Genomic DNA, 24,645 nt, shown 5'->3' with positions numbered 1-24,645 from the left:
GTTGTCGGACACAGCAGATACGTAATTCTACTGATCCTGCGCCACAACTCGGTCGGCTAACGTCTGGCGAAGTCGCGTCCAGCCTCGCCGGAAACTGGCAGGTTGCGCGACAGGCGGCCGACGTTCGGGTCGCGGAGTGGAAAGGCGCGGTGTTGCGCATGACGAGACGGTATCTGCGCGCTCGATCGAACTCGATCAAGGGTCGCCTGCTTCGGATCGCCTTCCTTCCGTGTCTCGTCGCGGTCGTCCTCGGTGCGCTGGTCAGCGGTTATCTGGTGCGAAGCGGCCTGGCGTCGCTGTCCTACGCCGATCAGCGTGACACGGGAATGGGCGCGACGAGCGCGCACATCAAGGCGCTCTCGGTCGAGCGTGCGACGACGCTGGGCTATCTCGCGGGCCGCGAGGACCTGCGGCCCGCGATGATCGCCGCACGGGCCGCGGTCGACAGGTCCACCGTCGATTTCATGGCTTACGCCGACGAGATCCTCGAGTCGGTTCCCCAGATCCAGCCGCAGATCGATCTCGCGATCGCGTTCATCCCCCAGTGGCAGGAAGCCCGCGCGCAGGTCGACGCGGGTCAGGCCGATGTCGGACGCTACGTCGCCCTGTACAACAACATCTTCGACACCATCGCGGTGAGTTCGAAGCGGCTGTCGTACGCGTCCAACAGCGCGGCCGCAGCCTTCGAGCAGGTCGTCACCTCCGACACCTTCGTTCTGCTCGAGGCGGTCAACCGGGCCAATGCGCTGGCCGGCTACGTCTTCACCCATGACGACCCCGAACTCCGCACCCAATTCGGTGCGATGGTCGGCCTCTACCATGTCGATCAGCACGAGTTGATGGCGAACTGGACCGATGCCTCGCGCGCAGCCTTCACCCGACTGCGCGAGTCGCCGGAGTGGGCGACCCTGATCGCGGGCGACGCCGCTCTGATCGCCGATGAACGGTTCGACTTCGCCGCCCGGAGCAAGGCCGCCGAGGCAGTGAGCGGCGCACTGTCGGCGATCTACATCGGCCAAGCCGACCACAGCTCCACCGTCGTCCGTGCGGAGGGACGTGACGCACTCCGATGGTCACTCGCCGCGGCCGTCGTGGTCGCGCTGGCCGCGCTGGGCGCCGCGCTCGCCGCCTACGTCGGCGCGAACCGACTCGTTCGCCGCATCACCGCCCTGCGCACCCAGACCCTCGACATCACCGAGCGCGAATTGCCGCAGGTGCTGGCACAGGTCAACGCTGGCGAATCAGCCGAGCTCGAGAACCCTGTTCCCCGTATCGATTTCGGCACCGACGAGCTCGGCGAGGTCGCGCGCGCGTTCGACAAGGCGCAGAGCAGTGCGACCGCGGCGGCTGTCGCCGAGGTGCACACCAGGCGCGCCGCGAGCACCGTGTTCCTGAACATCGCGCACCGCAGTCAGGCGCTGGTGCACCGGCAACTGCAGTTCCTCGATCAGATCGAACGGTCCGAGGACAATCCCGAGTTGGTCGACCGGTTGTTCCAGCTCGATCACCTGACCACCCGTGCCCGCCGCAACGCCGAGAACCTGATCATTCTCGGCGGCGAATCGGTCGGCAGGCAGTGGCGTCGACCGGTGCCGCTGGCGGATGTGTTGCGCGGCGCGGTGTCGGAGACCAAGGACTACACCCGCGTCGACACCGGCCCCGTTCCTGATGTCGCCCTCAATGGTTCGTGCGTCGCCGACATCGGTCACCTGCTGGCCGAGCTCGTCGACAACGGCACCGCGTTCTCCCCGCCGCAGGCCAAGGTCTACGTGCGGTCGGCGATCACGGGCCGCGGCATCGTGGTCGAAGTCGAGGACCAAGGCTTGGGAATGTCCGCCGAACGGTGCACCGAGCTCAACGAATTGCTCAGCGAGCCAGGTGATATCGGTGTGCTGTCGCTGGTCGGCGAAACCAGGGTCGGCCTCTATGTGGTGGCCACGCTGGCAGCCAAACACGGTGCGCGGGTGACTCTTCGGGAGTCCGCTTACGGTGGCATCCACGCGATCGTCCTGTTGCCGTCGGCGCTGATCGCCGCACCCGAGCACCCCGCACCTGAGCAACCCGTGCCCGCGCCAACCGAGCCCACTGGTATTCCCGAGTGCGTCCCGAACGGGTATGAAGCGTTCATGCCCGGTGCGTCCGCGCAGCATGCCGCACCGGAGCCTGTCACCTACCGCGCCGAACCGGATGGTTACCAGCCGCGCGGGCCGGTCGACGCCGAACCGCCGCCGTTGCCGACCCGTGTTCGTCAAAGCGATATCGCCCCGCAGTTGCGGCAGGAGCCGACGCCGAGCGCGGGCAGCACGCCGAACGCGGAGCGCTCCAGTGCGGCGCTGTCCGCCTTCCAGCGGGGCACAGCGCGGGCGAGGACCGAGGCGAACACGGGCGAATTCTCGATCAACGGAGCGGAGTGGTAAACGTGCGGAACGCAACGAACGCCGGACTCGACTGGCTGATAGACGACCTGGTCAACCGTGTCGCGAGTGTGCGCAGCGCAGTACTGTTGGCGACCGACGGCCTGCTGATCGCGGGCAGTACCGGCCTGGCACGCGCCGATGCCGAGCACCTGTCGGCGATCGGTTCGGCCTACCGGAGCTTGGCCACCGGCGTCGGCAACCATTTCGACCTGGGACCCGCCAGACAGACCGTGGTCGAACTCGGCCGGGCGTATCTGCTGGTCACCGAGGCGGGCCCACGGGCGAGTCTGGTGTTGATCGCCGACGAGGACGCCGACCTCGGACTGGTCGCCTACGAGATGAATCATGTTGTCCTGCAAGCAGGGCCGCATCTGTCCGTGGAGGCGCGGACCGCACCGGTCGGTGGCGGACAGCGTACGCAGGGGTAGCGATGACGCTCGACGACGACAACGAGCGGTGGTGGTTCGACGACGCGGCGGGCCCGGTCGCACGGCCTTACACCTTCACCGGCGGACGCACCCGCTCCAACTCGGGCATCGAACTGGATCTGGTGACCCTGGTCGTCACCGCGGCCGACTCGTCGAGTTGGCAGCGGGTCGACTCCGCCTCGGCGCAATTGCTGAGATTCTGCGAACATCCGCTGTCGGTCGCCGAGGCCGCCGCGGGAGTTCACCTGCCATTGCGGGTGGTCAAGGTGCTGCTCGGTGATCTGATCCACCAACAGCTGATGCTCTACCGCACCGGCAAATCACGGGCCGGCCGGCCCGATGCCTACACAATGCAGAGGGTGATCGATGGAATCCGGGCTCTCTGACACCAGGATGGACCCGCCCGAAGTGTCGCTCGACGCCACCACGCTGAAGATCCTGATCTCCGGTGGCTTCGGTGTCGGCAAGACGACCTTGGTCGGCACGATCAGCGAGGTCACGCCGCTGCGCACCGAGGAGACCATGACCGCGGCCGGTGTCGGCGTCGACGACCTGTCCGGTGTCGGCGCGAAGACTACGACCACTGTCGCCCTCGACTTCGGACGCATCACGATCGCCGACGATCTGGTGCTGTATCTGTTCGGCATGCCAGGGCAGCAGCGGTTCTGGTTCATGTGGAACGAGATGACCGAAGGTGCGCTGGGCGCGGTCGTACTCGCCGACACACGTCGCCTCGACGGTTGCTTCGCGGCGATCGATTTCTTCGAACGCCGCGGCATCCCCTTCATCGTCGGCGTGAACTGCTTCGACGGAGTCCAGCACTACACCGTCGACGCCGTGCGCACCGCACTCGACCTGACCCCGACAGTGCCGATCCTGCTGTGCGATGTGCGCGACCTCGAGTCGACCAAACATGTACTGGTCAACCTGCTCACCCACGCCATGTCGCAACCGTGAGCGGCCGAGGTCATGTCTCCCAACAGCTTCAGCCATTCGACCGTGAGGGCCGCGTCGGTCGCGATTGCTGGTTAGGGTGACGGCGTGGCTTTAGATTACGTCGTCGACCTGCCGTGTCGGCCGAAGCAGACGCTTGGCACCGGAAAGATCCTCGAACTGCTCATCCTGCGAGGTGCGGCGATGTTCACGCTTGACGGTCAGCAGCACAACGTCGGAAGGCGGTGGCGCAGAATGACTTTCAGCAATGTGGTGACACGCCCGACGGGCGCGGTGAAGGTCAGGTCGAGCGTCACCAAAGCACTCGAGCAAGCGGCCCAGCTCGACGCCTTCGTCGACGATTGCCTAGCCTGCCCAGCCAACAACGACGGACACAGCGGCTTCGGCTGCTACGGCCGGGTCAACTATCCCCTCGACCTCGCAACCGAGGAAATGCTGCTGTCGATGTTGCCCGATGACCTCACCGCCGCGGGCGCGGGTATCGAATTCAAAGCTGGGTGGGACTATTTCGGCTGGGACGGTAGTCAGGCGGCCGAGGTGCGGGCGGCGAGCCGGACCTTCTTCGAGTCCCCAGTGGCCCCTGTCCGGCAATGGCCGACTGGTGAAATACTCACCGGGGACCAGGTTTTCGAGATGCTGTTCATCGGCCAGGGCTTCGAATGGTCCTTGGCGAAGCTGCTCGCCATCTCCTTTCGCCTCATTATCCTCGACGAGGAAGCTGGCCCCCTCTTGGACCTCGCGATCCCCGAGAGTGAGCAGGCGAGCCAGGTCATCGCATATCTCAATTCCATCAGCTTCGCGGCCATGAACGAACTGCCCGTCCTGCTCGACGGTTAGTTACTTCTCCAACAACCGCCAGGTCGTGGAGGGGATGTTGTTACGGTTGCGGACCGGGTCGCCCGCTGAACTCAGAGCTGTGATTGCACCTGGGTGGCGATGAGTTCCAGGTGATCGAGGTCGGCGAGGTCGAGGATCTGCAGGTAGATCCGGGTCGCGCCGATCTCGCGGTAGCGGGCGATCTTGTCGACGACCTCGGCGGGCGAACCGGCCAGGCCGTTCTCCTTCAACTCGTCGACCTCGCGGCCGATAGCTGCGGCTCGGCGTGCCACCTCGGTGTCGGTGCGGCCGACGCAGGCGACCAGGGCGTTGGAGTAGATCAGTTCGTCGGTCCTTCCCGCCGTGCGCACCGCGGCGCGGACCCGGTCGAACTGGGCGGCGCTGTCGGCGACCGAGGCGAACGGCATATTGAACTCGGTGGCGTAGCGGGCGGCCAGGCGTGGGGTGCGGACCTTGCCGTTGCCGCCGATGATCACCGGCACCGGATCCTGCACGGGCTTGGGCAGGGCAGGGGAGTCGGTGAGCTGATAGTGGGTGCCGTCGAAACTGAATGTTGCCCCGAGTTTGGTCTCCCAGAGGCCGGTGACGATGGCGAGTTGCTCCTCGAGGAGGCTGAACCGGTTGTCCGGGAACGGGATTCCGTAGGCCGTGTGTTCGGCGGCGAACCAGCCGCTGCCGATACCGAGTTCGACCCGCCCGCCCGACATCTGGTCCACCTGGGCGACCTGGATGGCCAGCGGCCCGGGCAGCCGGAAGGTCGCGGCGGTGACCAGGGTGCCCAGCCGGATCCGGGACGTATCCCTGGCCAGGCCCGCCAGGGTGATCCAGGCGTCGGTCGGGCCGGGCAGGCCGGAGGCGTCGCCCATGGCGAGGTAGTGGTCGGAACGGAAGAACGCGTCGAAGCCGAGGTCCTCGGTGGCGCGCGCCACCGACAGCAATGTGGCGTAGTCGGCGCCCTGCTGGGGCTCGGTGAAGATGCGGAGGTCCATGATCACCATCGTGCCCGATGTGGTGAACGCGGGCACGTCTACCGGCCGATCACCGCCCGCACGATGTTCGCGGTGACGACCTGCCCGGTGGCGTTGGGATGCACGGGGTTGGCGTTGAGATGGCTGGGGATCGGCGGCTCGACCCAGCGAGTGGCCGCATCCTGACAGGTGTCGTGCCCGAGGGTCGGGGTGTAGAGGTCGATGTAGGTCGCGCCGTTGGCCGCTGCCTGCTCGCGCAGCACCGCGTTGAGTTGCTTCTCGATGTCGCGCGTATACGTGACATCCCCATCGCTCAACGGAACCTGCGGCCAGCAACTTCCGGTCTCGGGCAGCACGGCCGGATAACCGAGAACATAGACCTGCGCGTTCGGCGCCCTGGTATGGATCTCGGCGATGGTCGCCCCGATCTTCGGTGCCCCCGCGGCGATTTCGTCACTGAACCTACTGCCGTAGGTATCCCGGCAGGGCGCGCCGATATTGAACGCGTTGGCGATATTGAGCCCCACGCAGGACAACACCAACGTCTGGAACATTCCGTTGTCGTCGCCGCCCGCTTGATAGGTGACAATCTGCGTCCCCGCATCGAGTGCATCGAATTGCGGTGGCTGATCGGGATATTGGGCCGTTGTCATATGTTCGGTCATCGCCGAGGCGCAACTGCGATCGACCAACTCCCATCCCGTGGCCGCTGCCAGCACATTCGGATAGTTGAACCTCGATCGCGTGCACAGTAGTGGACTGCCGGGAACCGGGGTCAGCATCCCCGGCGCGGAACTGTACGAATCGCCCAGCGCGACATAGCGGATCGGCGACCCGCCGGCGACCCCCGGAACCGCTGTCAGCCACACAATGGCTGAAATGAGCAGCAGCAGAAAGCGTTTCATCACGACCCCCCGTAACATCGACTGGCCGCCGAAATATCCGATGCGGTTCCCTGGAATTCTATCCCCGAACTTTCGTCGGGATGACCGATTACGTCTGCGGACCGGCATCACCTGCGCGGTACAGCCGCACCGGGCCACCGGCGACGGCCAGGTCGGTGGACCGTGATCGCCCGCGTACAACGCGCACATCAACGGGTCCGCGAGCAACGCCTCGACGCCGAGGTGGGCAACCCTCTTGATCTGCGGCTGCGGTAGATCTACTTGTACGAATGTCCTAATTGGACTATCGTGCAAATATCTCGAGTGGAGGGAGGTCGACATGACAGCAGTCGCGACCAGGCGGGCGGGAGTACGGGAATGGGCAGGTGTGGCATTGCTGGCGCTGCCGACGGTCCTGCTCGGCCTCGATGTCACGGTGCTCTACCTGGTCCTGACAAGCATGGCCGCGGCGCTCGACCCCTCCGCGACGCAGACGCTGTGGATCATGGACGCCTACGGGTTCTTCATCGCCGGATTCCTCATCACGATGGGCACATTGGGTGACCGGATCGGCAGGCGGCGCCTTCTGATGATCGGCGTAACGGCGTTCGCCGCGGTCTCGGTGTTCGCGGCCTTCGCCCCGAGCGCCGGACTGCTGATCCTGGCCCGAGCGCTGCTCGGCATCGCCGGGGCCACCCTGATGCCGTCGACACTGTCGTTGATCTCCAACATGTTCGGCGATGCGCGCCGGCGCGCGGTGGCGATCGGGATCTGGGCCACCATGTTCGCCCTCGGCATGGCCGCCGGACCGATCGTCGGCGGTGCGCTGGTCGACGCCTTCTGGTGGGGAGCCGCGTTCCTGCTCGCCGTCCCGATCGCCGTCGTCGTGCTGGTCGCAGCGCCCGCACTGCTGCCTGAATACGCTGAACCCGGTGCGGGAGCACTGGATCCGGCCAGCGTGGCCCTGTCGTTGGCGACCGTCCTGCCGCTGATCTACGCGATCAAGCACACTGCCGCCGACGGCCTCGGCTTCGGCACGGTGGCGCTCGCAGCGCTCGCCGTCATCGCCGGAATCGCGTTCGTGCGGAGGCAGCGTCGGCTGACCTCGCCGCTGCTGGATGTCACCCTGTTCGCGAATCGAGCGTTCTCCGCGGCGCTGACCGTGCTGCTGATCGTGCTGGTCGGAGTCGGCGGAACCATGTACCTGGTCACGCTGTACCTCCAACTCGTCGAAAACCGCACACCATTGGTCGCGGGACTGTGGATGGGCCCGCCCGCCGTGGCGATGTTCGCCGCCGCGATCGGAGCACCGTTGATCGCCAGGCGGATACCTCCCGGCACGGTCATGGCCGTCACGCTCGGAATCTCGGTGCTCGGATACGCGCTGCTGGCGCTGGCCGACGTCGGTGACCCGGTGCAAGTAGTGGCCGGCTTCGCGTTCGTCTACCTCGGCCTCGGCGCGGTCGCCGCGCTGGGCACGGACATGGTCGTCGGCGCCGCACCGCCGTCGAAATCCGGTTCGGCGGCCGCACTGTCGGAAACCGTCCAGGAACTCGGAATCGCTGTCGGCGTAGCCGTTCTCGGCAGCCTCACCACCGCGCTCTACCGGTCAGGGGTGAGCACACCGGCGAATGTCGAACCCGCGGTCGAAGCGCAACTCACCGAGAGTCTCGGCGGCGCGCTGTCAGTGGCCGATCGCGTGCCCGCGGAGGTCGTGCGGGCCGCACAGGACACATTCGTCACGGGAGTGAACATCGCCGCGGTGATCGCGGGTGTCGCCATCGCCGTCGCCGCCGTGCTCTGCCTGACGACACTGCGACACGTACGTCCACTCGGAGCGGACGAGTGCTGACCTGCTCGACTACCCTCGAAGCACACAGGAGGGCGCATGAACGACGAGGACCGGCCCATCGATGGTCGCAAGGCCAGGGGCAACAAGCGCCGCGCCGAGATCATCGAGGCCACCCTCGCCGTGGTCACTCGTGACGGCGCCGCGGGCGTCACTCACCGCACTGTCGCCACGCAGGCCGGGATCACCACCAGCCTGACCACCTACTATTTCGCCACCCTCGACGATCTGCTGATCGCGGCCTTGTCCAGCGTCGCCGATGTCTACACCGCACGTATCCGCGGGATCATCGACGGTTCCGGCGACAAGCTTCGCGGTCTGGCCGAACTGATCGCCGATTCCGCCGGAGTGGGGCGCGAACGTGCTCTGGCCGAACGCGAACTGTCCACCCTCGCGGCCCGTCGCCCTGCGCTGGCGCCTGTCGCCCGGCGCTGGCGCGAGCACGTCGCCGACCTCGCCGCCACCCTCACCGACGACCCGGACGCCGGGGCCGCGCTCGTCGCCGCGTCCGACGGCCTGTGCACCGCGATCCTCGTCGACAACGCACCGGCCGACACCGACTACGTGCACCGCATCCTGGCCCGCGCGCTCGGCTGAGAAACTCCCACGCCACGCCATGCCACCTCCTGGTGTGGATGAAACCAGGTGTCGCTGCGGTAAAGTCGCTGACGTATCAGCAACTTTCGGGTGTAGCGATGAGGGTGTGGGGGCAGCGCATTTATCGTTCACCGGCGCCGCCCGGACTTTCGCTGTTCGAACAGATGTTACGGACATCTGTCGGCCGGTAAGCGAACCGGGCATTCGGTATTGCGCATATTTACGTGTCATGTAATCACGGGGAAGCTGAATAGTTACCACTTCGTCCAGCGAATTCCGCTGTAGTACATCGACAGTTACGCGGATTGAGACATACTGAATGGGTGAGCTGCGACATGATTCCGGGGCTTCGACATCAGGGCCAGTCGATCGACTGGCCGATTCGCAACAGTTCAGCTGGTAGTGATCAAGTGTCCATTTTGGGCACCCGTCCGATCGGTGTGCCCGTCGGGATGTTTCGACGTGCCGTCGCGGTCGGCGGATGTGCGCCTGATCATCGTGATCTGACCTGTATTCCTAAGCAAGACAAAGTATTTGGTGCTCAGCACTACTGCTCGTCGGCGTGTGGGACGGAGCCCACCGCCGTCGTGTGAGCCCGGCTCTACGAACGTGAGCGGTCGGCAAGTGGTCGGTGCCGCTCAGCCCAGGTGATAAGCGAGGGGAACTGCCATGCAACCCGGTGGGAATTCACTGCTGCGCAATCTCACGTCGATACAGAAAGAACTCTGGCTGGCACACGAGCTGTCCGACAAGCCGAACAACTGCATCGTTTATGTCGATATCCGTGCGGGCCTGAAAATCGACCGCTTTTTCGATTCTGCGCATCATGTTCTTGCCGAATCGGAATCGCTCACAGTAAATTTCGTCCAGCATGCGGACGGCCCGATGCAGGTTCAGCGAGATATCGGTGACTGGGCGCCGACATATCGCGATCTGACCGACCTGCCCGATCCGAAATCTGCTGCGTTCGAATATATGTCACGCGAACGTGAGCGGGGTTTCGATCTGGAACTGGATTCCCTGCTGCGCGTCGCACTGCTCAAAGTCGGTGCCGAACAATACTTCCTGTCGATGTGTTTCCATCACATCATCATGGACGGCGTAGGTGTGGCCACCTGGGCTCAGCGAGTGCTCGACGTCTACGCCGCCTCGGCGTGCGAGACGCCCGTCGCACCAGCCGGATTCGTGAGTGTCGACGACGTTCTCGACAGCGATCAGGCCTACCGACGTGACCAGCAAGCCGTCGATCGTGCCTACTGGCGCGGGCAGATCCCGGCCGGGATCGACCCGCTGCGACTGCCGGGCAATGCCGAGAGCGGCGCGAAGCCGGGCCGGGTCGGTTGCACCCGCAGCGTGTCCGGTGCGGAGCTGGAAGAGCTCATCGCCACGGCCGAATCGGTCGGTGTCCGACTGCCCTATCTGTTGATGTCGGTGGCGGCGGCCACCATTCAACGGCATGCGTCGCGCGACGAATTCTGTGTGCAGATGCCGGTGTCCAATCAAACCGCAATTGCCCGAAGAACGCCATGTCAGCTCTCGGATACCGTTCCGCTGCTGGTGAATTCGAGCAGAAGCCTTTCCCTCGCGCAGCTCGCCGAACGGATCCGCGACAGCGTCGCGAGCGCCAAAGATCATCTGCGCTACGGGATGTCGAATATTCGGCGAGACTTGCAGATGGCAGACTCTCGCGCTGATGCCTTCGGTCCGGTAGTCAACATCATGTCGTTCTTCGGCGCCTTGCGAATGGTCGGTGGCACAGCCGATCTCCAGCTCTTCTCGGCGGGCAGCAGCGGCGATCTGTCGATCGTGTTCTATTACGAACGACAGGCATCGCGTGGCGGCTACCTCCGGATCGAGGGAGACGCCCAGCTCTACACCGATGATGATCTGCACGGCTACCTGGCATCGCTGGCTCGCTACCTGCGCCAGGCGGTAGCCGATCCGGCTGCCCCGATCGGGTCGGTGGATGTTCTCGGTCCCGAGCGTGCGCGGGTGCTCGGTATGTGGAACGACACGGCGGTGCCCGTCGCGCCGGAGGCGACCCTGCTCGGCCTGTTCGAAGACCGGGTGGCGCGGGTGCCGGACTCGGTGGCGGTGACGTCCGGCGCGGCGGAGCTGACGTATCGGGAGCTCGACCGACGGGCCGAACAGATTGCGGGAACCTTGCTTTCGCACGGGGTGCGCCCGGACAGCGTCGTCGCGGTGGCCTTGCCGAGGTCGGTGGAGCTGATCGTCGCGATCGTGGCGGTGCTCAAGGCCGGCGGCGCCTACCTGCCGATCGATCCGACCTATCCGACGGAGCGACTGGCATTCGTCCTCGGCGACGCCGAACCGATCGCGATCCTCACCGACGGCGCGACATCGAAGGCTCTGCCGCACACCGCAATACCGCAGATCCTGTTCGAAGACGCCGAGACCGCGTCTACCAGCCGCACGCGCGTGCCACCGCGGCCCGACAACCTCGCCTACCTGATCTACACCTCGGGCTCCACCGGGACGCCGAAGGGCGTCGCGGTCACCCAGGGCAATGTCGCGTCCCTGTTCCTGAGTACCGCGCAGTGGTGCGAATTCGGTGCCGACGATGTCTGGGCCTGGTGCCATTCCGCGGCCTTCGACTTCGCGGTCTGGGAGATCTGGGGCGCCCTGGTACACGGTAGCCGGGTGGTGGTCGTGCCATGGGACGTGGTGCGCACCCCGGCGCAACTGTGGCAGCTGGTCGTCGACGCGGGGGTCACGATCCTCAATCAGACACCCTCGGCCTTCCATGCGCTGGCCGAGGCCCGCGAGGCCGACGGCACGGATTCCGCGCTGCGCATGGTGGTGTTCGGCGGCGAAGCGCTCGACCCCGCCCACTTGCGAAGCTGGTACTCCGCCGGCGTCGATGGGCCGACGCTGGTCAATATGTACGGGATCACCGAAACCACGGTCCACGTGACGAAACTGGAACTGGTTGCGGCACAGGACACTCGGGGCGGCAGTCCGATCGGCGCACCGTTGGGGAACATGCGGGTGTACGTGCTGGATTCGGGCTTGGCGCCGGTCCCGGTGGGCACGGCGGGGGAGTTGTATGTCGCCGGTGCACAGCTGGCGCGCGGCTACCGGAATCGGGCGGGCCTGACCGCGGCGCGGTTCGTCGCGGACCCGTTCGATCCGACCGGCGGTGGTCGGCTGTACCGCACCGGTGACGTGGTGCGCTGGAACGCGACCGGCGTGCTGGAATTCGTCGGCCGTGCCGATGATCAGATCAAGCTGCGTGGTTTCCGGGTCGAACCCGGTGAGGTCGCCACCGTGCTGGCACAACATCCTTCGGTGTCGCAAGCAGTGGTGATCGCCCGCGACACCGACGGCGGCAAGCAACTGCTGGGGTACGTCGTGGCTGACCGTGTGGTCGGCAGGGAGGTGCTCCGGTTCGCAGCCGAACGGCTGCCGGAGTTCATGGTGCCCGCCGCGGTGACGGTGCTCGACGCGATGCCGTTGACCGCGAACGGCAAGCTCGATCGAGCCGCACTGCCCGTGCCGTCGCTGGTGTCGTCGTCACGGTATCGGGCACCTCGCGGCGACCGGGAGTCGGTGTTGGCCGAGCTGTTCGGCGAAGTACTCGGACGCGACCGGGTCGGGGCCGACGACAGCTTTTTCGAACTGGGTGGGCACTCACTGTCCGCGACTCATCTGATCAGCCGGATCCGGGCGGTGCTGGGGATCGAGGTGCCCATCCGGACGGTGTTCGACGCACCGACCGTGGCGCAGTTGGCGACCCGGCTCGATGCCGAAGTCCGGGTGCGTCCGATGTTGTCGGCTCGGCAGCGTCCCGAGGTGGTGCCGTTGTCGTTCGCGCAGCGGCGACTGTGGTTCATTCACCGGCTCGAAGGGCCGTCGGCCACCTACAACGTCCCGCTGGTGGCGCGATTGACCGGTGTCTTCGACGCCTCGGCTTTCGCGGCGGCGATCGGTGATGTGGTCGCGCGGCACGAGAGTTTGCGCACGGTCTACGTCGAAACCGGCGGTGTGCCCGCCCAGCACGTAGTCGACAGCGTCGAGGTGCCAACGACCGTCGCCGATGTCGATCCCGCCGACCTGGCGACGGCCGTTGCCGAAGCCGCGCGGTACCGGTTCGATCTGTCGGCCGAGATTCCGATCCGGGCCAGTGTCTTCCGGTGTGGTGCCGAGGACCAGACGCTGGTGTTGTTGATCCATCACATCGCCGGTGACGGCTGGTCGGCGACCACTCTGCTTCGGGACCTGTCGACGGCGTACGCGGCACGGATCGAACAGCGAGCCCCGGGATGGGCGCCGTTGCCCGTGCAGTACGTGGATTACGCACTGTGGCAGCAGGAATTGCTCGGTTCGCCGGACGATCCGAAAAGCCTACTGGCACAACAGTTCGACTACTGGCGCGCAGAACTCGACGGCTTGCCCGACCAGCTGCGATTGCCCCTCGACAGGCCCCGCCCCCGCGTGGCGAGTTATCGCGGTGCGACGGTCCTGTTCGAGATCGACGACGAGATCCGTGGCGCTGTGCGACGCCTGGCCGCCGACACGGGTGCGACGGTATCGATGGTTCTGCAGTCGGCGTTGGCCGTCCTGTTGTTCAAAGTCGGTGCGGGCGAGGATATTCCGATCGGAACCCCCGTAGCAGGGCGCACTGACGACGCGCTGGCCGAACTCGTCGGCTTCTTCGTCAACACCTTGGTCCTACGCGCCTCGGTCGCTCCGGCGGCCTCGTTCACCGACATCCTCGCCCAGGTCAGGACAAAAGCCCTGGCCGGGTACGAGAATCAGGACGCACCCTTCGAATTGCTGGTGGAGCTGCTCAATCCCACCCGTTCGGCGGCGCATCATCCGCTGTTCCAGGTCATGTTGACCTTGCAGGACAGCCCCCTGTCCACCCTGGAACTCGCCGGCGTCGACGTCGATCCCCGCACCCCGCCCATCGCCACCTCACGTTTCGACCTGACCTTCAATATCGGGGACGGTCCGGCGGGGTGGGACGGCTACATCGAATACGCCACCGACCTGTTCGACCGCTCCTCGGTCGAGGCATTGGCGGCTCGATTGACGCGAATACTGCGGCAGGTCGTGTCCGCCCCGGACATTCTGGTCGGGTCCATCGATGTTCTCGGCACTGACGAACGAGAACTGCTGTTGCACAACCACACCGCCGTGCCGCTCGATGAGCGACGCACCGTGGTCGAGCTGTTCCAGGCACAGGCCGCGGCGTCCCCGGATGCGGTGGCCGTCGTATACGCGGACGAGCAGCTGTCCTATCGGGAGCTCGACGACCGTGCCGATCGCCTCGCCCGGCTGCTGATCGCGCGCGGTGTCGGTCACGGCGACATCGCCGCGGTCGCCCTGCCACGATCCGTGGACCTGATCGTGGCATTGCTCGCAGTGTCGAAGGCCGGTGGCGCCTACCTGCCGATCGATCCCGCCTACCCCTCGGATCGGCTGGCGTTCATCCTCGCCGACGCCGCACCCGCCATCGTCCTGACCGATGAGGCCACCGCGACCGTCCTGCCCCGCACCGCGACACCTCAGCTGCACCTCGACACAGTCGAGATCGACGATGCTCCGCTCAACCGGACCACATCTGTCCGGCCGGACGACCTGGCCTACCTGATGTACACCTCCGGCTCGACCGGCGTCCCCAAAGGTGTTGCGGTTACACACCGCAACGTCGCCAACCTCGCATCGCAGCAGTGGGCGGCCGGTCCCGGTGAGCGGGTCCTCGTGCACTCGTCGATCGCGTTCGACGCCTCGACCTACGAGATCTGGCCCGCGCTGATCAGCGGCGGCACGGTTATCCTGGCCGGTGAGCAACGCTCGGATCCGGCCGAAATCGCCGAACTCGTCACCGGACGAGCGGTGACCAAGATGTTCGCGACACCGGCCTTGCTCTCGGCCGTGCTCGACTACGCGGCATCGTTGCCCGACAACGCTTTTCGGAGCCTCACGCAGGTGATCGTGGGCGGTGCCGAACTTCCGCCAGGCTTGGTCGGTCGACTGAAGAGCCGAGTCGGCGATGTCCGCGTCGCCAATGGCTACGGGCCGACCGAGACCACCGTGTTCGCCACGATGTTCGCGGCCGACGCGCTCGCGGACCAGCTCTCGGTGCCGATCGGGTCCCCGCTGGCGAATATGTCTGCCTACGTGCTGGATTCGTGGCTGACGCCGGTTCCCGTGGGAGTCCCCGGCGAGTTGTATGTGGCCGGTGAACAGGTCAGCCGCGGCTACCACGGTCGCCCCGGGTCCACCGCGGAGCGATTCGTGGCCGATCCATTCGGTGCGGTCGGTGGTCGGCTGTACCGAACCGGTGACGTGGTGCGCTGGACCGCGGCCGGTGTCCTGGAATTCGTCGGTCGAGCCGATGACCAGGTCAAGATCCGAGGATTCCGGGTCGAGCCCGGCGAGGTGGCCGCCGCACTCGGACAGCACCCCGCGGTGTCCCAGGCGGTCGCGGTCGCCCGCGACACCGACACCGGCGGCAAACAACTGATCGGCTACGTGGTCGCCGAACCAGCGGAGAACGGAAACGTCCCGCTCACCGGCGAGGAGGTACGCCGTTTCGCCGCCGATCGGCTGCCGGAGTTCATGGTGCCGGTGGCAGTGACGGTCATCGAGGCAGTGCCGTTGACCGTGAACGGAAAACTGGACCGTGCGGCCTTGCCGGAACCCGAACTGGTGTCCTCGGTGGGCTATCGCGCGCCGGGCACCGAGCGCGAGCGAGCACTGGCTGAGCTGTTCGGCGAAGTACTGCGCCGCGAACGAATCGGCGTGGACGACAGCTTCTTCGAACTGGGCGGCCACTCGCTGCTGGCCACCCGGCTGGCCAGCCGGATCCGGGCGGTTTTGGGAATCGAGGTCCCGATCCGGACGGTGTTCGACGCACCGACCGTGGCGCAGTTGGCGACCCGACTCGATGCCGAGGTCCGGGTGCGGCCGACGCTGACGGCCAGGCAGCGGCCCGAGGTGGTGCCGTTGTCGTTCGCGCAGCGGCGACTGTGGTTCATCCACCGGCTCGAAGGGCCGTCGGCAACCTACAACATGGCACTGGCGGTCCGGCTGCGCGGACTGGATTCGTCGGCCTTGCGCGCCGCGATCGGCGATGTCGTCACCCGGCACGAGAGTTTGCGGACCGTCTTCGTCGACGCCGACGGCATGCCCTCGCAACGAGTGCTGGACGCCGTCGAGGTGCCGTTCACGGAAACGGACAATCCCGCCGACCTGGACACTGCGGTGACCACCGCCGCGCGCTACGGATTCGACCTGTCCGGCGAGATCCCGATCCGCGCCGACGTCTTTCGCAACGGCGACGAATCGGTGCTGGTGCTGCTGATCCACCACATCGCCGGTGACGGCTGGTCGCTGACACCGCTGCTGCGCGATCTGTCGGTGGCGTACTCGGCACGCCTGCGCGATCTGGCACCCGCATGGGCGCCGCTGCCGGTGCAATACGTGGATTACACGCTGTGGCAGCAGGAATTCCTGGGCTCGGCGACGAACCCAGACAGCGTGCTGGCCCACCAGTTCGAGTACTGGCGCGACGAACTCGACGGCCTGCCCGAACAGGTGCGATTGCCGATGGACAGGCCGCGGCCGAGGGTGGCGAGCTACCGCGGCGACACGGTGACCTTCGAGATCGACGCCGACACACGGCTGGCGGTACAGCGGCTGGCGGCGGAGACCGGCGCGACCGTGTCGATGGTGTTGCAGTCGGCACTGGCCGTGCTGTTGTTCAAACTCGGTGCAGGGGAAGACATTCCGATCGGCGCTCCGATCGCCGGCCGCACCGACGATGCACTGACCGACCTGGTCGGCTTCTTCGTCAATACCTGGGTACTGCGCACCCGAGTGGAGTCGGCGGCCTCGTTCACCGAGATCCTCGACCGCGTGCGCACCAAAGCGCTAGCGGCCTACGAGAACCAGGATGTGCCGTTCGAACTGCTCGTCGAACTGCTCAACCCCACCCGATCGGCAGCACACCACCCCCTCTTCCAGGTGTCGCTCGCATTCCAGAACAACACGCTGCCCGACCTCCGGCTCGCCGGAGTCGATATCGAGCCCTATCCGGCGTCCCTCGCCGCCTCCCGGTTCGACCTGTTCTTCAATATCGCCGACGCGCCCGCCGGTGCCGGATGGGACGGCTTCGTCGAATACGCGACGGAGCTGTTCGACCGGTCCACCGTCGAGACGATGGCGGCGCGCTGGGTGCGGTTGCTGCGGCAGATGGTCGCTGACCCGGGCGTCGCGATCGGGGCGATCGATGCCCTCGACCAGTTGGAACGCTCCCTGGTGCTGCATCGCTGGAACGCCACCACCGTCGAGATCCCAGACACCACTCTCGTCGGGCTGTTCGGAGCGCAGGTCATCCGAACCCCGGATGCGATCGCGGTGGTATGCGCGGGCACCGAGTTCACCTATCGCGAATTGGAGTGTCGTGCAAACAAGTTGGCGCGGACACTGGTTTCGCAGGGTGTGGGTCCCGATGCCCTCGTCGCAGTTGCCCTGCCCCGATCCGCGGAGCTCATCGTGGCCCTGCTCGGTGTGCTGAAGGCCGGTGGCGGGTACCTGCCGATCGACCCGGCCTACCCGCCGGACCGGCTGGCGTTCATCCTGGCCGACGCCGGCGCGGTTGTCGTCGTGACCGATCCGGTCACCGCGCTGGAGTTGCCGCCCACCGAGGTGCCGCACGTCTACCTCGATGACTCGGAACAGGGGGAGCCGCACTGCGATGTAGTGGTGGCACCGCAGAACCTGGCCTACGTGATCTACACCTCCGGTTCCACCGGTGTGCCGAAAGGCGTGGACATCACCCACCGCAACGTGGTGAACCTTGTTGCCCAAGCATGGCCGGTGGACCCGGACAATCGCGTGCTGGTCCACTCGTCGGTCGCCTTCGACGCCTCCACCTACGAGATCTGGCCCGCACTGTGCGGTGGTGCCACCCTCGTGATCGCGAGTGAGCAGCGTTCGGATCCGGTGGAGATCGCACGTCTGGCCGAGACCCGGTCGGTGACGAAAATGTTCGCGACACCACCACTGCTCTCGGCATTGCTCGAATACGCACAAACCCTGCCGGACAACCCGTTCCGGAGCGTGCGGCAGGTCAACACCGGCGCCGACACGCTCACCTCGGGACTGGTGCACGCGATGAAATCCGGGTTCGCGGATGCCCGCATCGAGAACCTGTACGGTCCGACCGAAGCAACGGTCGACGTGACAACCTTCGCCGTTCCCGCCGATGTGGACGCGATCGTTCCGATCGGTGCGCCCGTCGCCAATACCCGGGTGTACGTACTGGATTCGTGGTTGGCGCCGGTTCCGGTCGGGGTGGCCGGTGAGCTGTACGTGGCCGGTGCGCAACTGGCGCGCGGGTACCACGGACGTACCGGGCTGACGTCGGCCAGGTTCGTCGCCGACCCGTTCGATCCGGCCGGTGGTCGGTTGTACCGGACCGGCGATGTGGTGCGCTGGAATGCGCGCGGGCAGTTGGAGTTCGCCGGACGCAGCGACGACCAGGTCAAGATCCGCGGGTTCCGCGTCGAACCGGGCGAGGTCGAAACTGTTCTGGCACAGCATCCTTCGGTTTCGCGCGCAGTGGTGGTCGCGCGTGACACCGACACCGGCGGCAAACAATTGGCCGGATACGTCGTGGCAGATCGGTCCGGGCCTGCCGTGGGTGAGGACGAGTTGGTCGGCCAGTGGCGTCGGATCTACGACGACCTGTACTCCGGGACCGACATCGGCACCGACCACAGCGTCGAGTCCGACGTCGAGTTCGGTTCGGATTTCGGTGGCTGGAACAGCAGTTACACGGGCGCGCCGATTCCGTTGGAGCAGATGCGGGAATGGCGCTCGGCGACGGTCGACCGGATTCGTGAACTGGATCCGGTGCGGGTGCTCGAGATCGGTGTGGGTTCAGGGTTGCTGCTGTCGCAGGTAGCCCCGGTATCGGGGGAGTACTGGGCGACAGACTTGTCCGGTGCGACGATCTCCGCGCTGCGCGAACAACTGGGTGCATTGGACGCCGACTGGGTGGACCGGGTGGTGTTGCGTGCGCAGGCGGCGGACGACACCGAGGGGCTGCCGACCGGCTATTTCGACACCGTGGTGATCAACTCGGTTGTTCAGTACTTCCCGAGTGAGAGCTATCTGCGCACGGTTCTGGACCGGGTGTCGGACCTGTTGGCCCCGGGCAGGGCGGTATTCGTCGGCGATGTGCGCAATTTCGCGTTGCTGACCGAGTTCGCCACGGCGGTCCAGGTCAGGCGCAACGGTGGGGACGACCCGGCTGCGGTCGGCGACCGGGTTCGACGCGACATCGCCGCCGAGCAGGAGTTGTTGCTGGCACCGGAGTACTTCACTGGATTGTGCGGTGCGGCAAGCGGATTCGATGCCGTGGATATTCGCCTCAAACGGGGACGTTCGGTCAACGAGCTGACGCGATACCGCTACGACGTTGTCCTGCACAAATCTCCGGCGCACCCCTACTCGGTCGCCACCGTCCCGAATGTTGTCTTCCGCGAGCAAGAGTGGTTGCGCGCCCTTCTGCGAGCGAGCCACCCTGACGGCATCCGGGTCACCGGCATTCCGCACGTGGGACTGACGGCCGAGATCGACGTGACACAGCGAATCCAGGCAGGCCGACCCAGCGACGACACCCTCGACGTCGGTATCGAAGGGGTGCTCGACGACGGACCCGGCGTGCTGCCCGAGGACCTGTACGAACTCGGTCGGCAACACGGCTACACAACTGCGGTCACCTGGTCGGCAGAGCCGGGCTTGATGGAAGCCGTCTTCGTCGAACCCGAAGCCACGCAAGGACATCCGCTGACCGACGTGTACCTTCCGCCGACTCCGGTAGGTGCCCCCGCGGGATATGCGAACAACCCGCGAGCCGGTCTGCTGGCCGCCGAGGTCCGGCGCTGGGCAGCGGAACGACTGCCGGAGTTCATGGTGCCCGCGACGGTGACCGTGCTCGACTCGATGCCGCTGACCGCAGGCGGCAAACTCGATCGCAGCGCCCTGCCCGACCCGGACTTCGCCACCACCCGGGAATACCGGGCACCGGAGACCGAGCGGGAACGAACCCTCGCCGACCTGTTCGCCGAAGTCCTCGGCCTCGACCGCGTCGGCGCCGACGATGATTTCTTCGCACTGGGCGGTCATTCGCTGCTGGCAACTCGCCTGACCAGCCGCATCCGCGCGGTGATGGGCGCCGAGGTGCCGATCCGGACCGTCTTCGACGCCCCGACCGTGGCGCAACTGGCGACCCGCCTCGACACCGGGGCACAAGTGCGCCCGGCACTGTCGGCCCGGACCCGCCCGGACGTGGTTCCGCTATCGTTCGCGCAGCGGCGGTTGTGGTTCATCCACCGCCTGGAAGGCCCGTCGGCCACCTACAACATGCCGTTGACGGTCCGACTGACCGGTGCGTTCGACGCGTCGGCCTTCACCGCGGCGGTCGGCGACGTGATCGCCCGCCACGAAAGCCTGCGAACGGTCTTCGAGGAAACCGACGGTGTCCCGGCCCAACGCGTACTCGACGCCACCGGCATCGAAGTCCCGGTCACCGTGACCGACATGCACACCACCGAAGTCGATCACGGCGAACTGGCCACGGCGATGCGGTACGGGTTCGACCTGTCCTCGGAACTACCGATCCGCGCCGACGTCTTCCGCCATGGTGCCGACGACTGCGTGCTGGTGTTCCTGATCCACCACATCGCCGGTGACGGCTGGTCGATGGCGCCGCTGCTGCGGGACCTGGCGAAGGCGTATGCGGCCCGTCTGGAATATCGCGCACCGGAATGGCCGCCGCTGCCGGTGCAGTACGTGGATTACGCACTGTGGCAACAGGAACTGCTGGGTTCGGCCACCGATCCGACCAGTCTGCTGTCTCGCCAGTTCGACTACTGGCGAACAGAACTCGACGGTCTGCCCGAGCAATTGCCCTTGCCGACGGACCGTCCACGGCCCAAGGTCGCGAGCTATCGCGGCGACATGGTGCTGTTCGGGATAGACCCCGAGACCCGTGCCGCCGTCGAACACCTGGCGAGCCGCGAGGGCGCGACCGTGTCGATGGTGTTGCAGTCGGCACTGGCGGTACTGCTGTTCAAACTCGGTGCCGGACAGGATATTCCGATCGGTTCGCCCATCGCGGGCCGCACCGACGACGCACTGTCGGATCTGGTCGGCTTCTTCGTCAACACCTGGGTGCTGCGCGCCGCGGTCGCGCCGGAAGCCTCGTTCACCGAAGTCCTCGCCCAGGTCAGGGCAAAGGCCTTGGCCGGGTACGAGAATCAGGATGTGCCGTTCGAATTGCTCGTCGAACTGCTCAACCCTGCCCGCTCGGCGGCCCACCACCCGCTGTTCCAGGTGTCGCTCGCGTTCCAGAACAACACGCTGCCCGCGCTGGAACTGTCGGGCGTGCGATTCGAGTCCTACAACGCGTCCATCGCGGCCGCGCGGTTCGACCTGTTCTTCAACGTCGCGGACGCGCCCGCAGGCACCGGGTGGGACGGATTCGTCGAGTACGCCACAGAGCTGTTCGACCGCTCCACCGTCGAGGCGATGGCATCGCGGTTCGTGCGCATCCTCCGCGAGATCGCCACGGCCCCTGAAGCTTCGGTGGGCTCGATCGATGTGCTCGACACCGAGGAGCGCGAACGGATACTGCATCGATGGAACGAGACCGCCTACGACATCGTCGACACCACCGTCGTCGAACTGTTCCAGGCGCAGGCAGGCCGGACGCCGGATGCGCTCGCGGTCGTCTGCGGTGAGACCGAACTGACCTACGCCGAACTCGACCTCCGGGCCGAGCAGCTCGCCCGGTCCTTGAGCTCGTATGGGGTAGGCCCCGACAGCATCGTCGCGGTCGCGTTGCCCCGGACCGCGGACCTGATTGTCGCGCTGCTCGGCGTGCTGAAAGCAGGCGGCGGATACCTGCCGATCGACCCGGCCTACCCCTCGGACCGCCTCGCCTTCGTCCTCGCCGACGCCGCACCGGTCGTCGTGCTCACCGATTCGGCTACCGCAGACGTGCTACCTCGCCCGGCACCACCGTTGCTGTTCGTGGATACAGCCTTGACATCGGACAACGTCGAAAAGATCGTCGGCGTCGCACCACAGAATCTGGCGTATGTGATCTACACGTCGGGCTCGACCGGTGTGCCCAAAGGTGTTGGTGTAACCCACCGTAACGTGGTGAACCTGGTCGCTCAGGCATGGGCGATCAACCCGGCCGATCGCGTGCTCGTGCACACCTCGATCGCCTTCGACGCCTCCACCTACGAGATCTGGCCCGCCCTGACCGGCGGTGCGACGGTGGTGCTCACCGCCGAGCAGCGCTCTGACCTGGTCGAGATCACCCACCTGGTCGAATCCCGTTCGGTGACGAAGATGTTCTCGACGCCGCCCATGCTCTCGGCTCTGCTCGATCACGACGAACCCCGGCTCGACAACCCGCTGCGGACTCTGCGCGAGATCATCGCAGGCGGCGCCGAACTGACCGCGACGCTCGTGCACCGGCTGAACGCGAAATACCCTGGCGTACAGGTGATCAACGGGTACGGACCCACCGAAACGACAGCGTGTGTGACCGACTATCACGCAGGCGCCGAGGGTGACGGTGCCGTGCCGATCGGTGTTCCGGTGGCCAATACACGGGTGTATGTCCTGGATTCGTGGTTGGTGCCGGTCCCTGTCGGCGTTCCGGGCGAATTGTATGTAGCGGGAACACAATTGGCGCGCGGCTACCACGGACGTGCCGCCTTGACGGCGTCGCGGTTCGTGGCGGACCCGTTCGACCCGGGCGGTGGCGGTCGGTTGTATCGCACCGGTGATGTCGTGCGCTGGAAAGCCGACGGCGTGCTGGAATTCGCGGGCCGGGTCGACGATCAGGTGAAGATCCGTGGGTTCCGCGTCGAACCGGGTGAGGTGGAAACCGTTCTCGCACAGCATCCTGCGGTGTCTCGCGCCGTGGTGGTGGCGCACGACGCTGAGGTCGGCGGCAGCCAGTTGGTCGGATATGTGGTCGCCGACCGAACGGGCCCGGTGATCGGCGAAGACGAATTGGTCGGCCAGTGGCGCCAGGTCTACGACGACGTGTACGGCGCTGATACCCCCGCCACGGGTTTCGGCGACGACTTCGGCGGTTGGAACAGCACCTACACCGGTGCGCCGATCCCGTTGGGCCAGATGCGGGAATGGCGCTCGACCACCGTCGATCGTATCCGTGCGCTGCGGCCCGAGCGTGTCCTCGAAATCGGTGTGGGCTCGGGGCTGCTGCTGTCGCAGGTGGCACCGGACTGCGCCGAGTACTGGGCGACCGACTTCTCGGCCGCGACCATCAGCACGCTGCAGCAGCAACTCGATCCGACGCTCACCGACCGCGTCTTTCTGAGTGTCCGAGCGGCCGACGACACCGACGGCCTGCCCCAGCACTACTTCGACACCGTGGTGGTGAACTCGGTGGTCCAGTACTTCCCCGGCGAACGGTATCTGCGCCGAGTCCTCGAGCGCGTGTTCGAACTGCTCGCTCCCGGCGGGGCGGTGTTCCTCGGCGACGTGCGTAACCTGGCTTTGCTGGAGGAGTTCACCACCGCCGTGCAGGTCACCCGTGAGGGCGGTGAGGATCCCGCGGTGGTCGAGGATCGGGTCCGTCGTGACATCGCGGCGGAGAAGGAACTCCTGCTGGCACCGGAGTACTTCCTCGCACTGGGTCGTGACCTGGGAATCGGCGCGGTAGATATCGAGCTCAAACGCGGTTTCGCGGTGAACGAGCTGACCCGATACCGCTACGACGTCGTTCTGCGTAAGCATGCCGAACAGCCGCTGTCGGTCGCAGAGACGCCGAAAATCGAGTTCCACGACCAGGATTCACTCACCACCCTGCTGCGCACGGACCATCCCGACGGTCTTCGCGTCACCGGGATCCCACACGCCGGACTCATCGGCCAGATCGCGGTGACCGAGCAGATCAGATCAGGACTCCCGGTCTCGGCCGATGATCGAACCGACCTGCTCGGCGCCGGTTTCGAAGGAATCCTCGCCGCCGATCGGCGAGGTGTCAGTCTACTGCCCGAGGACCTGCACGCGCTCGGTCGGGAACTCGGATACCGGACGGCGGTCACCTGGTCGTCGGAACCCGGTCGGATGGACGCGGTCTTCCTCGAAGCCACCTCGGCGCAGGACCGAGTACTGACCGACGTGTACCTGCCGTCGGATGTGGTGGGTGATCCCGCCGCGTACGCCAACAGCCCCCAGGACACGCTGCTCCCCGCCGGCGTGCGCGCGTTCGCGGCCGAACGACTGCCCGACTTCATGGTGCCCACGGTGGTGATGGTGATCGACTCGGTGCCGTTGACCACCAACGGCAAGCTCGACCGCGCGGCGCTGCCCGCACCGGAGTGGGTGTCGGCCAGCAAGTATCGGGCGCCACGCTCCGACCACGAAAAGACCCTGGCCGAACTGTTCGCCGAGATCTTGGGGGTTGGCCGCGTCGGCATCGACGACAGCTTCTTCGCACTCGGCGGCCATTCGCTGCTGGCGACCAGGCTGACCAGCCGAATCCGGTCGGTGCTCGGCGTCGAAGTGCCGATTCGAGTGATGTTCGAGGCCGCCACGGTGGCCGAACTCGCCGCGCGGTGGCCGCAACTGGCTCCCACCCGGCGACCGGCTCTGCGCAGGATGAATCGAGAGGTGAGCTAG

General features: G+C 66.2%; 10 protein-coding genes. 8 read left to right on the top strand and 2 right to left on the bottom strand.

The annotated features are described in order from the left end of the window. Positions 1-158: 158 nt before the first annotated feature. The 5 genes from ACFWUP_RS03470 (at position 159) to ACFWUP_RS03450 (ending at position 4,636) form a co-directional block, all read left to right on the top strand. Complete coding sequence (locus tag ACFWUP_RS03470) at positions 159-2,417, top strand: ATP-binding protein (RefSeq protein WP_379230308.1); 2,259 nt, start codon at positions 159-161, stop codon at positions 2,415-2,417. A 2-nt stretch (positions 2,418-2,419) separates the two neighbouring features. After that, positions 2,420-2,845, top strand: coding sequence for a roadblock/LC7 domain-containing protein (locus ACFWUP_RS03465; protein ID WP_379230306.1), 426 nt, complete (start codon positions 2,420-2,422; stop codon positions 2,843-2,845). A gap of 2 nt (positions 2,846-2,847) precedes the next feature. Next, positions 2,848-3,231 carry a DUF742 domain-containing protein gene (locus tag ACFWUP_RS03460; protein ID WP_379230305.1) on the top strand — a complete coding sequence of 128 codons (384 nt, stop codon included), beginning with the start codon at positions 2,848-2,850 and terminating at the stop codon, positions 3,229-3,231. Continuing rightward, a complete protein-coding gene (locus ACFWUP_RS03455) occupies positions 3,212-3,802 on the top strand; it encodes an ATP/GTP-binding protein (RefSeq protein ID WP_379230303.1) in 591 nt (196 codons plus the stop codon). Before ACFWUP_RS03460 ends, ACFWUP_RS03455 begins: the two co-directional genes overlap by 20 nt. A gap of 84 nt (positions 3,803-3,886) precedes the next feature. After that, positions 3,887-4,636, top strand: coding sequence for a hypothetical protein (locus ACFWUP_RS03450; protein WP_379230302.1), 750 nt, complete (start codon positions 3,887-3,889; stop codon positions 4,634-4,636). A gap of 71 nt (positions 4,637-4,707) precedes the next feature. Here ACFWUP_RS03450 and ACFWUP_RS03445 read toward each other — a convergent pair whose 3' ends face one another. Both ACFWUP_RS03445 and ACFWUP_RS03440 read right to left on the bottom strand, forming a co-directional pair. Further along, a complete protein-coding gene (locus ACFWUP_RS03445) occupies positions 4,708-5,625 on the bottom strand; it encodes an LLM class F420-dependent oxidoreductase (RefSeq protein ID WP_379230300.1) in 918 nt (305 codons plus the stop codon). A gap of 38 nt (positions 5,626-5,663) precedes the next feature. Then, positions 5,664-6,509: an SGNH/GDSL hydrolase family protein gene (locus tag ACFWUP_RS03440; RefSeq protein ID WP_379230298.1), complete on the bottom strand. Its 846-nt coding sequence runs from the start codon at positions 6,507-6,509 to the stop codon at positions 5,664-5,666. Positions 6,510-6,828: 319 nt separating this feature from the next. On the opposite strand from ACFWUP_RS03440, the gene ACFWUP_RS03435 reads away from it, so the two are divergent. The 3 genes from ACFWUP_RS03435 (at position 6,829) to ACFWUP_RS03425 (ending at position 24,645) form a co-directional block, all read left to right on the top strand. After that, positions 6,829-8,340: an MFS transporter gene (locus ACFWUP_RS03435; RefSeq protein ID WP_379230297.1), complete on the top strand. Its 1,512-nt coding sequence runs from the start codon at positions 6,829-6,831 to the stop codon at positions 8,338-8,340. A gap of 36 nt (positions 8,341-8,376) precedes the next feature. Continuing rightward, positions 8,377-8,934, top strand: coding sequence for a TetR/AcrR family transcriptional regulator (locus ACFWUP_RS03430; protein WP_379230295.1), 558 nt, complete (start codon positions 8,377-8,379; stop codon positions 8,932-8,934). 669 nt (positions 8,935-9,603) lie between these two features. After that, a complete protein-coding gene (locus ACFWUP_RS03425) occupies positions 9,604-24,645 on the top strand; it encodes an amino acid adenylation domain-containing protein (RefSeq protein ID WP_379230293.1) in 15,042 nt (5,013 codons plus the stop codon).

Source organism: Nocardia sp. NPDC058658, assembly GCF_042716665.1.
Lineage (GTDB): Bacteria > Actinomycetota > Actinomycetes > Mycobacteriales > Mycobacteriaceae > Nocardia.
This window is presented reverse-complemented; position numbering and strand designations above follow the sequence as displayed.

Bases quoted from the DNA above. Each gene is read 5' to 3' on its own strand.
- ACFWUP_RS03470 (WP_379230308.1), top strand. From the start codon at position 159: ATGACGAGACGGTATCTGCGCGCTCGATCGAACTCGATCAAGGGTCGC.
- ACFWUP_RS03460 (WP_379230305.1), top strand. From the start codon at position 2,848: ATGACGCTCGACGACGACAACGAGCGGTGGTGGTTCGACGACGCGGCG.
- ACFWUP_RS03455 (WP_379230303.1), top strand. From the start codon at position 3,212: ATGGAATCCGGGCTCTCTGACACCAGGATGGACCCGCCCGAAGTGTCG.
- ACFWUP_RS03445 (WP_379230300.1), bottom strand. From the start codon at position 5,625: ATGGACCTCCGCATCTTCACCGAGCCCCAGCAGGGCGCCGACTACGCC.
- ACFWUP_RS03440 (WP_379230298.1), bottom strand. From the start codon at position 6,509: ATGAAACGCTTTCTGCTGCTGCTCATTTCAGCCATTGTGTGGCTGACA.
- ACFWUP_RS03435 (WP_379230297.1), top strand. From the start codon at position 6,829: ATGACAGCAGTCGCGACCAGGCGGGCGGGAGTACGGGAATGGGCAGGT.
- ACFWUP_RS03430 (WP_379230295.1), top strand. From the start codon at position 8,377: ATGAACGACGAGGACCGGCCCATCGATGGTCGCAAGGCCAGGGGCAAC.
- ACFWUP_RS03425 (WP_379230293.1), top strand. From the start codon at position 9,604: ATGCAACCCGGTGGGAATTCACTGCTGCGCAATCTCACGTCGATACAG.